Consider the following 12,849-nt stretch of genomic DNA (forward strand, 5'->3'; position numbering starts at 1 on the left):
GGAGGACATCCTCAGGTCAGCTTCCGATATTGGTGCGGCGTGTAGCCGTAATGGGATTTGAACAGTCGGCAGAAGTAAGAGCAGTTTGCGATGCCGACGGCTTCGCCGATCAGAGCGACGGACAGATCCGTCGAGTTCAGCAGCATAACCGCCTGCTGCATGCGTCTGGCCGTCACATAGTCGGAGATGCTGGAGCCGGTGCATTCCTTGAACAGATGCGACAGATGGTAAGGCGACAGGTGCAGATCTCCGGCCAGCTGCTTCAGGCGAAGCGGCTCCGTGTAATGATTCTCCAGCCATACGAGGATGCGCTCGGCCTGATGAACCGTGCGCGTAAGACTCGTTTCGGTTTTTCCGGACCGCTGCTCCCAGATCGGCTTGAAGGCATGGAAAAACGCGACGAGAAACAGGGAGAACTCCTCCAGCTCGTTGTTTTTGCCGAGAGCGTGGCGCTTCTTCTCCAAGCGCTCAATCAACAGGTGAAACGGCTCGTCCCCACTCAAGCCATAGACGCATGGGGAAGGCAGCTTGCTCGTATGGATCTGCTTGAAGAAGGCTAACAGACTCGGCCACTTCTCGAAATAATTTTCATAGAGGGAGGGCTCGAACTGGATCACCGATCGTACGAAGGGCTTGCCCGGTTGAATGTTCATCTGGATATGATGGAGCTGATACGGTTGGAAGACGCACAGCGTTCCGGGAGCCACTTCATAGCTTTTCTGGTCGACGACAAGCGTGCCGCTTCCTTCGTGTACGATCAGAATTTCAATGCCCTGATGCGCATGGAAGGTGCCCTGGTATTGAACGGAATCTAGACTTGTATGGCGGTAAGTCAAGTAGAGCTTCAGTTCATTTAATTTGAAGGCTTGAACATGAGACATTCGAGTTTGCTCCTTCCTGTCCGAAGCTTGCGCGGGGCGTTATGCCCGATGGAGATTAAGATACCATAAGAAGCCCGCGAATAGGAGGGAGAATCATCCTATTCGCAACGTGAGGATGCACGAAAACGGCGATTTTGTGGGACTCTGAGGAGAGGACGAAGCGCAATAACGAATGGGGGATCTGAAAATATGGCGGACAAAGAGCACCTGAAAGGCCGCGTCGCCGTCATTACCGGTGGCAGCGGCGTTTTATGTTCGGCGATGGCGGTCGAGCTGGGCGGCTGGGGCGTAAAGGTTGCGGTTCTGAATCGCACTGCCGACAAAGGAGAGGCGGTTGCCGAACGAATCCGCCAAAATGGCGGAGAAGCAATCGCCGTCGCCTGCGACGTACTGAATTCGGACAGCGTTCGGGCGGCGGAGGAGCAGGTGGCGAAGGCGCTGGGGGCGTGCGATATTTTGATTAACGGGGCAGGGGGCAATCACCCCGACGGCATTACGACGAAGGAAACCTTTGAAGCTGCGGACTTGCTGCAGCCGGACGTTAAGACGTTTTTCGATCTGACTGTGGACGGTTTTTCCTCTGTCCTCAACCTGAACTTCCTGGGCACTCTGATCCCGACGCAGGTATTCGCGAAGCGGATGGCCGGCAAGCCGGGCGCGACGATCGTCAATCTCTCGTCCATGAGCGCGCCGAGCCCGATGACGAAGGTGCCCGCGTACAGCGCGGCCAAGGCGGCTGTCGATAACTTTACGCAGTGGCTGGCGGTGCATATGGCGGAAGCGGGCATACGGGTGAATGCGATCGCTCCGGGCTTTTTCCTGACCGAACAGAATCGCAGGCTGCTGACGAACGAAGACGGTTCGCTGACGGAGCGTTCTCACAAAATAATCTCCCATACGCCGATGAGGAGATTCGGCAAGCCGGAGGACCTGCTAGGCGCGCTGATGTGGCTCGTGGACGACTCCGCGTCGGGCTTTGTCACGGGCGTTACGATACCGGTAGACGGCGGGTTTATGGCGTACTCCGGAGTCTAGCTTAAAGAAGAAGAGCAAGGAGCGTCCCTAATACGCGCCCTGCTCTTCTTCTTTCTTCGTATAATATAATGAAAGAAACAAACAGCGCTTGGCTCAAGCGGAAGGAGTTGCGCGATGGGAAAATTCAAAATCAAGCGGGTCTATGAACAGACGGAAACCGGCGACGGATTTCGAGTGCTGGTGGACAGGCTGTGGCCGCGGGGAATGACGAAGGAGCGGGTTGGTGCGGAAGTGTGGCTGAAGGAGGTTGCGCCCAGCCCGGAGCTGTGCCGCTGGTTTGGCCATGTGCCTGAGCGATTCGAACAATTTCAGGCGAGCTATGCAGCCGAGCTGCGAGACGAAGCGGCCCGGCCTCTTGTCGATCAGCTGCGGTCATGGGTCAAGGAGCAGGACGTTACGCTGCTATACGCGGCGAAGGACGAACGGCACAATCAGGCGATTGTGCTGAAGCGGTATTTGGAAGGGGAGTTGCCACGCGAGTAGATGTCGCGAGCGGCCATCCATTTTCAACGTTAGAAATAATAAGGCTGTCTCCTAAGCATTTCAGGTTGCTCTGAACGATAATCGAGACTAAAGGTACATAAGTTACATACGCCTTTATTTGTCTATCGATCATCTTAAGCAGCTGTGCTTATGGGACAGTCCTTTTCTGTCTACACAAACCTAGCTCCGCACCCTCTTGCTCATGTTCAATGTTATAGCTCGGCAGGAAAAATCGAAAAAATGTCGAATTATAATTGTTTGCATAAAATGTGATTCATACTAACGACGTTTAAAGGGGTAAGGCAATGTTTTGTTTGAAATGTGGTACGGAGCTTCCGGAGGGAAGCAAGTTTTGCAATCATTGCGGAGCTTCTCTCGCAGCCGTCGGGCAGACGGAGGAAATGAAGGAGAGAACGGATCCTGCAGGGATCCCCGAGGAGAACGAGACGGCGGTCGCCCTTGATCCTGCTTTGAACGGCAGAGGCATTCAAGATTATATCGGCGATACGACGGCCAATCCGGCTTCGCGCAAACGAGTCCCTATTCTTGTATATGTGCTTCCCATTGTCAGCCTGGTTATCGTAGCGGCGCTGCTGGGATCAATTTATGCGTATCAAAAATCGGTTAACCGCCAGGTCGAAGAGCTGCTGCAGCAGGGAGAGCAGCTTGCGCTGGACGGCAAGCTGGCCGAAGGCAAGGCCGCGATCGAGAAGGCGCTGGAGAAGCGGCCGGACCACCGTGTGCTGTTGGCGGATCAGAAGCTGCTGACGGACGCGATCGCTCTGCAGGCCCGCTTGGACGACGCCGACAAGCAGCGGAAGGGCAAGAAGTTCGACGAGGCGATCAAGGAGATCGATTCGTTGCAGAAGGAGCTGGCAAGCCGTTCCGGCCCCGTTTTCCAGAAGCTCGTCGCCGCTGTCGATACGAAGAAGGAAGAGGTCGTCGTAGAGCAGGTTGTCGCCGGCTTGCCAGCGAAGAAAGCGGTCGAGGAACTGGCTCCTCTGTTTAATGTCATCAGAGATTACAAGGGCGAGGCGGCACAAAAGGCGGCTAATCAAATCAAGCAGAAAATCGCAGACATCGCTTACGAAAAAGCGTCTGCCGAGCTCAGCGACAAGCAGTTCGCAAATGCGCTTGTCACCCTGGAAGAGGCGCTGAAGTTCGACGAGAGCAACAAGAAGCTGACAACGCTGAAAACGACCGTCGAGCAGAAAAAGCAATCGTTCGAAGAGGCGGAGAACCGCCGTATCGAGGAAGCGATCGAGAAGGCGAATCAGGAGGACCTTGCCAACAGAACGGAAGCGGTAGAGCTGGTCTCGGTCGATGCGTTCACGGACGAATACGGCTACTTCATCGTGGAGGGCACGATCAAAAATCGCGCGACGCGTTCAATCAGCTCCGTTCTCCTTTATTTCGATATTTTGGATGAATCCGGAGAAGCCGTGGATCAAGCCTCCGTCTATGTCTCGCCGGAATTTCTCGCTTCCGGGGACGAGGGAGATTTCTATGCGGAGTTCTACAACTACGAGGACAACATGAGCTCGGTGAATGTGAACCGCGCCGAGTGGCAGCTTAACTAACCGAAAGGCAGGACCGCAGATTATGAAAAACTGGATTGCGTTCGTCATCTCAGGTTTAATTCTCGCCTCTGGGGGCTTCGCCGCCTACGAGCTGAACGATCGCTGGAGCGCCTCTGTCGTGCATGCGGAATCGCAGCTTGGCAGTCCCGATATTGCATTGAAGGAAGACGCCAAGCCCAATCTTAAAGAAATGATTCGCGAAAGCCAGAAGCACGTTGTTTCGATCGAAGTGGCTTTGGAGGACGGCACGTCGCTTGGCTCGGGTTTTCTCTATAATGACAAGGGAGACGTCGTTACTAACGCCCACGTCGTCACCGGCGCTCTCAGCGTTCGGGTGAAGACGAGCGACATGAGCATTCATCCCGGCAAGGTAATCGGCATAGACGAGGAGAAGGACATCGCCGTCGTTCGGGTCGAAGCGTTGGTCGGCAAGGAGCCGATGGCGGTCGATAAGGAAACGAAGATCGAGATCGGCGATCAGGTCATGGCTTTCGGCAGTCCTTTAGGTCTGGATAATACGGTTACGACCGGCATCATTAGCGGCGTCGACCGCGACATGGACATCGATTCGACCAAATATCGCGGCGTCTATCAAATCTCCGCGCCGATTACGCACGGCAACAGCGGCGGGCCGCTTGTGCTGGAAAGCAACGGCAAGGTGATCGGAATCAATTCCGCGGGCAACGATCAGGGAAGCATCGGCTTTAGCATTCCGTATCTTCAAATCGCCGGCATGATCGAGGATTGGAGCTTGAATCCGGACGAGGAGCTGGCGAAGCAATCGTCCAGTCTGGGCACCGACGCCGTCTTTACGACGGGATATACGAAAGAAACGTTTGCGGCGGACGCCCAGTATATCGTCCAATACTTTTACGAGTCGTTGAGCAGCGGCGATTATGTGTCGGCGTACAGCGTTCTGGGCAGCGACTGGCAGACAAAAACGACCTACGAGAAGTTCCGCGAAGGCTACCTGAACACGGAGAGCGTAACGGTGACCAGCAGCTCGGTTCTGTCGGGGACGGAAAAAGAGGCGCAAATCTCCGCGACCATCGAGGCCTGGGAAAACCGCGACGAAGGAACGGTGCTTAGCAAGTACAGTCTGACCTACAAGGTTAAGCTGGAAAACGATATGGTCAAAATCATCTCGGGCAAAGGGAAGAAGCTGTAAGCGGTCGTTTGAAAAATTCGATGGTTAATTCGATTCTCGAGTCTAGTCTTTCGTCTCCATGTAGAATAGAGGCGGAAGACTGTTTTCTTTTATCGCACCCGTGAAGAAGGAGGCCACATTAATGAAGATCATTACGCAGGCGCCCCGCAGCTCCATCTTCATGAAGATCGTCTTGACGTTCCTGGCGCTGCTGATTCCGCTATACACGTTAAACCTGTATATGAACGAGTCCGGCCAGGAGACGGTCCGCAAGGAAATCGTCAGCTCGATGAACGCCAAGGTGGAGCTGTACGTCAACCTGATCGAGTCGGATTTCGAGCGGGTCATCAAGCTGATCGAAGCCTATGTGAACGATGTGGATCTGATGAAGCTAAGCACTGCGGTCGACGTCATGTCCGACATTGAGCGGACGGATGCGATTCTGGCGCTGAAGAGCAAGCTGAACTTGGTGAAAACGTCGAATAGCTTCGTGCAAAATGTAATCGCATTCATTCCGCGGTTGGACCGCAGCGTCACCTCGAACGACAACGCGATCGTCGCCTTCGACGAAGAAGCGTTCCTCGCGCTATCCGTAGCGACTAACCGCTATGAATCTCCTTATCTGCTATGGAAAGATCGGCTGTTCATCAGCGTTCCCTATCCCGACCCCCCATCCGGCAACAAGGCTCCGGTATTTCTGCTGGCGGTGGAGGTGTCTAAGCCGGCGCTGCGGGAAGCGCTTCGTCAATTCACGAACAACGGAGAGACGGCCGTGTTGACCGGTAACCGCCTGCCTTGGAGCATTGTCGACGACAAAAGCTTGCCGGAGGCTGAGGCGGCCGTTCTTCAGCGGCAGAGCGGCTCCGCTCCCGGCCAGACGCTTAATGTAGGCGGGGAAAAATATTTGGTCATCGACAAATCGTCGGCTAAGCTGGATACGACGCTATCGATTCTGATGCCGGAAAGCGCGGCCTTCGGCTCGCTCGAACGGTATCGCTGGTGGATGCTGCTGCTGACGCTGATGTCGGTCGTGATCGTCATTTTCTTCGCGCTGAGCCTTTACCGAATCATACAGCGGCCGCTGCGCACGCTAATTCGCTCCTTCAACAAAGTCGAGCAGGGGAATCTGAACATTGTCGTCCAATATCCGCTTAAGGACGAATTCGGAGTGCTGTTCAACCGGTTTAACACGATGGTCAGGGAGTTGAACGTGCTCGTTCACGAGGTGTACGAGCATAAGTATCGGGTTCGTCTCGCCGAGCTTCGGCATCTTCAGTCCCAGATCAATCCGCATTTTCTGTACAATAGCTTCTTTATCCTCCATCGCATGGCGAAGCTGCGGGACCATGACAACATCGTGCGGTTTACAAAATATTTGGGAGATTACTTCCAGTTCATTACTCGGGACGGGAAGGATGAAATCTCGCTGCAGCTTGAGGTGAAGTATGCACGGACATACACGGAAATCCAATCCTTTCGCTTCGGGAGCCGGATTCGCAGCGAATTCGCCGAGCTTCCTGCGGAGCTGGAGCGCTACCTTGTACCGAGGCTGATCCTACAGCCTCTAATTGAGAACGCGTACAACTACGGGCTGGAAAATAAAATGACGGACGGCTGGATCGCCGTCGCCTTCCGGCAGGAGCCGGATATGCTCATCGTGTCCGTGGAGGACAACGGGGAGGAACTGGACGAGCGCAAGCTGCAGGAGCTGCACCAGATGATGCTCGATCCGGAGCGACAGACCGAGAGCACGGGGCTGATCAACGTTCATCGCCGCGTGCAGATCAAGTACGGGCCGGAGAGCGGATTAATCTTATCGCGAGGCGAGGGCGGAGGCTTGCTTGCGGAGCTGAAGCTGCCGCTGAAGAAAGGAGAGGAAGACGATGCATCGACTGTTAATCGTTGACGACGAGCCGTATACGGTAGACGGGCTGTACGAAATGCTGGAGGAAGCCGACTTGCCCGAGCTCGAACTGTACCGCGCCTATTCGGCGATCGAAGCGATCGAATGGCTGAACCGGATCAAGATCGATATCGTGCTCAGCGATATTCGGATGCCGGGAATGGACGGGCTGCGGCTGCTGAAGGAAATTCGGGCCAGATGGCCAAGATGCAAGGTGATTTTCTTGACGGGGATCAACGAGACGAGCTATGTCCAGCAGGCGATGAGGGACGGAAGCGTCGATTATATTTTGAAGACGGAGGGAGACGAGCCGATCGAGCGAGCGATCGGCACCGCCGTAGCGGCGTTGCAGGAGGAATGGCGCAACGAGCAGATTATGCGCGACGCACAGGAGAGAATTCGCCAAGCGCTGCCTTCCCTGCGTAACGAATGGTTTCGCCGCGCGTTGCTGCATGGGATCGAAGATGCCGGACTGTCGGCGGTCCGTCTTGAAGAGCTGGGCTGTTCGCTTGATGCGGAAGCGCCGCTGCTGCCGGTTCTGGCAAGGGTGGATCGCTGGCCGGAGGAGATGAAGGGCGGCGGGCGAACTTTGCTGCAGTTCGCGATTGAGAACATTATGGGCGAACTGTTCGAGAAGGTGCGAATGCAAGCCGTACATGTGGACGAGCATTATTTAATGCTGCTGCTGCAGCCGAACGAGAATGAGCAAGTCGTCGGTTCGCTAAAGGACGCCGAGGCGATGACCGCTTTTGTCGCCGGCACGCTGGAGACGGCCCAAACGGCCTGTACGCAGCTTCTGCGGCTGCCTCTGTCCGTCATCAGCAGCCGGGGATTCGTGCCGTGGTCCGCACTCGCCGACTCTTACTACCTGATGAGGCGCAGGTTGGTCGTCGGCGTAGGCTTGGGCGAGAACATGCAGCTGCTGTCCGGCGCGGGTAGCGAACCCGAGCGCGGAGAGGCATGCTGGCCGACGCAGCTGTCCCGACAGCGCGAGCGGCTCGAAGCCGCACTGGAGAGCGGGCGCGAGGAAGAGGCGATAACGGCGATCGCGGCAATGGTCGGTCACGGAGGAGAGTATTCGCGTTATCTGGAGGCGTATTATACGGCCGCGAATCTGATGATCGGGCTAATCAACCGCGCGGGCTGGGCGGAGGAGATGGAGGACGATCTGCTGGAACGGCTGATGGACGCGAAGGGGCACCCCGCACGGGAGCAGGCGGTCAGATTTCTGCAAGATACGGCCGCGCGATTAATCGCCTTCAAGCGGGGCGCTCAGGAAGAACGTACGGACAGAATCGTCGAACGGGTCAACCGTCATATCCGCGAGCGGGTCGGGGGCGATCTGTCGCTTACCGCTCTTGCCGAGCTCGTCTATTTGAACCCGGCTTATTTGTCGGTGCTCTATAAGCAAACGACTGGACAAAATTTGTCCGACTACATTGTCGGCGTTCGTCTGGAGAAGGCGAAGGAGCTGCTGCAGCACTCCCACCTTAAGATTCACGAGCTGGCCGCTGCCGTCGGCTTCGAAAACGCTGGCTATTTTACCCGCTTCTTCCGCAAACATACCGGGCTTGGGCCGCAAGAATATCGCGAGCAAGCGGGGCGTTGAACGTTCAGCGCTCCCCTTTGCCCGAATTTCAAAATAAAAGAGAACAAATCTATACGTTGTTCCATTTCATCGTTCGGCGCTCCGACCTATACTGAACACAGGCAAACTACTACGTTAAATGAGGAGGAGTAATATGAAGAGATGGAAGGGGACGTCGGGAGCGGCTGCAGGGCTTGCTGCTTTAATGTTATTTGTAAGCGCTTGCTCCGGAACTGAGAACAAGGAGACCAACGGTGGTCAGGCATCCGCGTCTGCGTCAAGCTCCAGCAGCGCGACCGAGCAAACAGAGAATAGCGCCGCTCCGAACGGGCCGCTGGACAAGTACGATCCTCCGATCGAGATTACGACCGTTCGGATCGTTAACGATACGTACAAATACGATGAAGGGGAATCGATCGACAATAACGTCTGGACGCGGACGATTCAAGACAAGCTGGGCATTACCGTGAAGAACAATTGGGTCGTCAGCGGCGACGCGCCGGGCGGCCAGGGCGAGCAGAAGATGAACGTCTCGATCGCTTCGGGAGATTTGCCGGACTTTATCCCGGTTAACTCCCGTCAGCTCAAGCAACTGGTGGAGGCCGATCTGCTGATGGATTTAACCGATGTGTACGAGCAATTCGCCTCGCCGTTCACGAAGGAAATTCTGAATCAGGACGGACCGAACGCACTGGCGTCGGCCACATTCGGCGGCAAGCTGATGGCCATTCCGAATACGACCTCGTCGATGGACAATGCGATGCTGCTCTGGGTTCGCAGCGATTGGCTGAACAAGCTGAACCTGCCCGAGCCGCGAACGATGGAGGACGCCTATGCGATTTCCGAAGCATTTACGACGCAGGACCCGGACGGCAACGGCAAGCCGGATACGATCGGAATTTCGCTGAACAAGGATCTGTACGGCGGTTACGCAGGCGTAGACGGCTTTATGAATGGCTTCCACGCTTATCCGCGCCAATGGATTCAAGACGGGTCGGGCCGGCTCATATACGGAAGCATTCAGCCGGAGATGAAGCAGGCGCTGGCCAAGCTGCAGGAAATGTACAAGAAAGGCGAGATCGATCGCGAGTTCGGAGTGAAGGATTCGGGCAAAGCGGCGGAATTCGCGGCGGCCGGTCGGGCCGGCATGCACTTCGGTCAGATGTGGAATCCGCTCTGGCCGCTCGTAGACAACAAGAAAAACGACAGCGGCGCAGAGTGGCAAGCGTATCCGCTCGTATCGGTGGACGATCGCGTCGCGCAGCCGAGAACCGATCTGGCGGTCGGCACGTATTACGCGGTGCTGAAGAAAGCGAAAAACCCGGAAGCGCTGCTTAAAATCATCAATCTGTTCGTCGAAACCGGATGGGGCGAGTCGACCACTCCCGACAATTACGCGGAGCACTTTACGAAGGGCGGCGTCGAGCGCCATAAGTATATTCCGTTCCAGGCGTGGCCGGCGCGCAAAAACTTGGACATTCACCTGCACCTGCTGGAAGCGGCCAATAGCGGCGACAAGAGCAAGCTGAATCCGGAGGAGCAGGAAAACGAGCGGCAGATTAACGAATACTTGTCCGGCAAGGAAGGCACGGAGCTGGGCTGGGCGTACGAGCGCGTATTCGGCAAGGACGGTTCGTTCAAGGTTATTAACCAATATGTGTCGGGAAATCTGATTTTAGCGAACGAATTTTACGGTGCGCCTACGTCCACGATGGTAGAGAAGGATGCCACGCTGCAGAAGATGGAGCTGGAAGTATTCTCGAAAATCATCATGGGAGATTCGATCGACAACTTCGATAAGTTCGTAAGCGACTGGAAGAAGCTCGGCGGCGACGCGATTACGGCGGAAGTCAACGAATGGAAGGCAGCCAAGTAGTCCGGAGGCTGGCGGATCATAGGTAAGTCATGAAAGATTGTCGATGAAAAAAGTGCATGTATCTCCCGAAGATTGCCTCATACGCTCCTGAAATCACCTGATCCCGGGTTAATCGTTCTCCATTCGGGATCGTATAGCATCGGAAGGAGATACATGCGCGGCAACATTGTCTATCGATCATCTTTTCCGCCTTACACGATAACGAAAGCAGGAGGGGGCAGCGATGCTGCGTAACATGAAATCGCCTTATTGGCCGCTGCATCTGATGCTGCTGCCGGGCTTGATTCTGGTGCTGATCTACAGCTACGGTCCGATGGTCGGAATCGTCATCGCTTTCCAGAAGTTCATGCCGGCCAAAGGGGGATTGTTCGCTTCGGATTGGGCGGGGCTGGATAATTTCCGCTATGTGCTCGATATGCCCGATTCGATGCGGGTGCTTAAAAACACGATCCTCATCGCGATGTTCAAAATCGTCGTCGGCCTGATCGTGCCGATTACCGTCGCGCTGCTTCTGAACGAAGTGCGCAAGGAGCTGTTCAAGCGCGGCGTGCAAACGCTGATCTATTTGCCGCATTTTCTATCGTGGATTATTCTCGGCGGCATTCTGATTGATATTTTGTCGCCTTCAAGCGGCATCGTGAATCAATTTCTCGGTCTCTTCGGCATCGAATCGATTTATTTCCTCGGCGACAATTCCTGGTTTCGGCCAGTTCTCGTCCTGTCGGACGTATGGAAGGAATTCGGATTTAATACGATCGTCTACCTTGCCGCTTTGACTGGCATCAATCCCGCGCTGTACGAAGCGGCCATCGTGGACGGGGCAGGGCGCTGGAAGCAGACGCTGAACGTGACGCTGCCGGGCATGATGCCGATCATCGTGCTGACGATGACGCTGGCGCTGGGCAACGTTCTTAACGCCGGATTCGACCAGGTGTTTAATCTGTACAGCCCGCAGGTATACGAAAGCGGCGATATTATCGATACGTTCGTATACCGGATCGGCCTCGTCGACGCGCAGTACGGTGTGGCTACGGCGGTCGGATTGTTCAAATCCGTCGTGTCGTTCACGTTTATTACCGCATCCTATTATTTGGCCTATCGATTCGCGAACTATCGGATTTTCTGAAAGGAGGGGCAATATGGTCGAGTCTTACTCCCCGGGCAGGAAAGTGTTTATCGGCGCAAACTATGCGGCGCTAGCCTTGTTATCTCTGCTCTGTCTCATCCCGCTGATCCATGTGCTGGCCGTCTCCTTCAGCTCCAGTCAAGCGGCGACCGCCGGGCTCGTGAAGCTGTGGCCCGTCGATTTTACGCTAAGCTCTTATCGCTTCGTGCTGGCTAAGCCGGAGTTTCTGAAGTCGATCGGGGTGACGCTGACGCGGGTTGCAATCGGGCTGACGGTCAACATGGCGTTAACCATCCTTGTCGCCTATCCGTTGTCCAAGGAGGTTGGCCGGTTTCCTTACCGCACGCTCTACGTCTGGATATTCGTCGTCACGATGCTGTTCTACGGCGGTCTTATCCCGCAATATATGATCGTAAAGTATACAGGCATTATGGATTCGATCTGGGCGCTTGTGCTTCCGGGGGCGGTTCCTATCTTTAACGTCGTGCTGCTGCTCAACTTTTTTCGAGGGCTGCCCCGCGAATTGGAGGAAGCCGCATTCATCGACGGCGCGGGCCACTGGACGACGTTGTGGCGCATTATGGTGCCGCTGTCCGCGCCCGCACTGGCGACGCTTACGTTGTTCGCGACAGTAGGCCATTGGAATTCCTGGTTCGACGGCCTTATTTTCATGAACTCACCGGACCATTATCCGCTTCAAAGCTATTTGCAGACGGTCGTCATCAACCGCGATCTCAGCCTCGTCTCTGCGGCGGACATGAAGTCTCTCGCCGAGGTGAGCGACAGAACGGCCAAGGCGGCTCAGATTTTCCTCGGCGCGCTGCCGATTCTGCTTGTCTATCCGTTCTTGCAGCGCTTCTTCATGAAAGGCATCGTGCTGGGGAGCGTCAAAGGCTGACGATATCGGTCATATGCGGTGTCATCGGCGCTCCGGCAGAGGAATGAAGGGGCTGTCCCCGAAGTAAAAAGAGTCGTACAAAAAGATAATCGATAGAGAATGTTGTCGTACATGTATCTCCTTCCGATGCTATACGATACTGAAATCTGAATGGGTAAACCCGTTAAGAGGTGATTTCAATACCGTATGAGGCGTCTCCAGGAGATACATGTACTTTTTCTTGATCGATTATCCTGTACGATCTTACTTAGGGGGACAGCCCCTTCTTTGTTGTATTTGTCCGCCATAGTAAGATTTTCAACCCAATAAAGAAATTTAACACATTGTTTGCC

The 12,849-nt window shown here is 55.2% G+C and carries 10 protein-coding genes; 9 read left to right on the forward strand and 1 reads right to left on the reverse strand.

Annotated elements, in window-relative coordinates; all coding sequences use genetic code 11:
- Positions 1 to 11 precede the first annotated feature (11 nt).
- Positions 12 to 881 (reverse strand): AraC family transcriptional regulator, encoded by an 870-nt coding sequence (locus DFP98_RS01190; protein WP_116058725.1) that lies wholly within the window; start codon positions 879 to 881, stop codon positions 12 to 14.
- Positions 882 to 1,070: 189 nt separating this feature from the next.
- Here DFP98_RS01190 and DFP98_RS01195 point away from each other — a divergent pair, with 189 nt between their 5' ends.
- The 9 genes from DFP98_RS01195 to DFP98_RS01235 all read left to right on the forward strand — a co-directional run bounded on the left by DFP98_RS01195 (position 1,071) and on the right by DFP98_RS01235 (position 12,517).
- Entirely contained in the window at positions 1,071 to 1,916 is an 846-nt protein-coding gene (locus tag DFP98_RS01195; protein ID WP_116058726.1) for an SDR family oxidoreductase, read from the forward strand.
- Between the two features lie 114 nt (positions 1,917 to 2,030).
- Positions 2,031 to 2,399, forward strand: coding sequence for a DUF488 domain-containing protein (locus tag DFP98_RS01200; protein WP_116058727.1), 369 nt, complete (start codon positions 2,031 to 2,033; stop codon positions 2,397 to 2,399).
- 305 nt (positions 2,400 to 2,704) lie between these two features.
- Complete coding sequence (locus DFP98_RS01205; RefSeq protein WP_116058728.1) at positions 2,705 to 3,979, forward strand: zinc-ribbon domain-containing protein; 1,275 nt, start codon at positions 2,705 to 2,707, stop codon at positions 3,977 to 3,979.
- 22 nt (positions 3,980 to 4,001) lie between these two features.
- On the forward strand, positions 4,002 to 5,147 hold the full coding sequence (locus DFP98_RS01210; RefSeq protein WP_116058729.1) for a S1C family serine protease: 1,146 nt from the start codon (positions 4,002 to 4,004) through the stop codon (positions 5,145 to 5,147).
- Positions 5,148 to 5,268: 121 nt separating this feature from the next.
- Complete coding sequence (locus DFP98_RS01215; protein WP_116058730.1) at positions 5,269 to 7,032, forward strand: sensor histidine kinase; 1,764 nt, start codon at positions 5,269 to 5,271, stop codon at positions 7,030 to 7,032.
- Positions 7,010 to 8,638, forward strand: coding sequence for a response regulator transcription factor (locus DFP98_RS01220; RefSeq protein WP_116058731.1), 1,629 nt, complete (start codon positions 7,010 to 7,012; stop codon positions 8,636 to 8,638). The genes DFP98_RS01215 and DFP98_RS01220 overlap by 23 nt, the downstream gene beginning before the upstream one ends.
- Positions 8,639 to 8,771: 133 nt before the next feature.
- Positions 8,772 to 10,493, forward strand: coding sequence for an extracellular solute-binding protein (locus DFP98_RS01225; RefSeq protein ID WP_181917419.1), 1,722 nt, complete (start codon positions 8,772 to 8,774; stop codon positions 10,491 to 10,493).
- Between the two features lie 223 nt (positions 10,494 to 10,716).
- A complete protein-coding gene (locus tag DFP98_RS01230; protein ID WP_116058733.1) occupies positions 10,717 to 11,619 on the forward strand; it encodes an ABC transporter permease in 903 nt (300 codons plus the stop codon).
- A gap of 13 nt (positions 11,620 to 11,632) precedes the next feature.
- Positions 11,633 to 12,517 (forward strand): carbohydrate ABC transporter permease, encoded by an 885-nt coding sequence (locus DFP98_RS01235; protein ID WP_116058734.1) that lies wholly within the window; start codon positions 11,633 to 11,635, stop codon positions 12,515 to 12,517.
- Positions 12,518 to 12,849 lie beyond the last annotated feature (332 nt).

Source organism: Cohnella phaseoli, assembly GCF_003386235.1.
In the GTDB taxonomy this organism is placed as follows: Bacteria; Bacillota; Bacilli; order Paenibacillales; family Paenibacillaceae; genus Cohnella; species Cohnella phaseoli.

Coding starts and splice junctions, on each gene's coding strand:
- DFP98_RS01210 (WP_116058729.1), top strand. CDS start 4,002: ATGAAAAACTGGATTGCGTTCGTCATCTCAGGTTTAATTCTCGCCTCT.
- DFP98_RS01225 (WP_181917419.1), top strand. CDS start 8,772: ATGAAGAGATGGAAGGGGACGTCGGGAGCGGCTGCAGGGCTTGCTGCT.
- DFP98_RS01220 (WP_116058731.1), top strand. CDS start 7,010: ATGCATCGACTGTTAATCGTTGACGACGAGCCGTATACGGTAGACGGG.
- DFP98_RS01230 (WP_116058733.1), top strand. CDS start 10,717: ATGCTGCGTAACATGAAATCGCCTTATTGGCCGCTGCATCTGATGCTG.
- DFP98_RS01200 (WP_116058727.1), top strand. CDS start 2,031: ATGGGAAAATTCAAAATCAAGCGGGTCTATGAACAGACGGAAACCGGC.
- DFP98_RS01205 (WP_116058728.1), top strand. CDS start 2,705: ATGTTTTGTTTGAAATGTGGTACGGAGCTTCCGGAGGGAAGCAAGTTT.
- DFP98_RS01215 (WP_116058730.1), top strand. CDS start 5,269: ATGAAGATCATTACGCAGGCGCCCCGCAGCTCCATCTTCATGAAGATC.
- DFP98_RS01190 (WP_116058725.1), bottom strand. CDS start 881: ATGTCTCATGTTCAAGCCTTCAAATTAAATGAACTGAAGCTCTACTTG.
- DFP98_RS01235 (WP_116058734.1), top strand. CDS start 11,633: ATGGTCGAGTCTTACTCCCCGGGCAGGAAAGTGTTTATCGGCGCAAAC.
- DFP98_RS01195 (WP_116058726.1), top strand. CDS start 1,071: ATGGCGGACAAAGAGCACCTGAAAGGCCGCGTCGCCGTCATTACCGGT.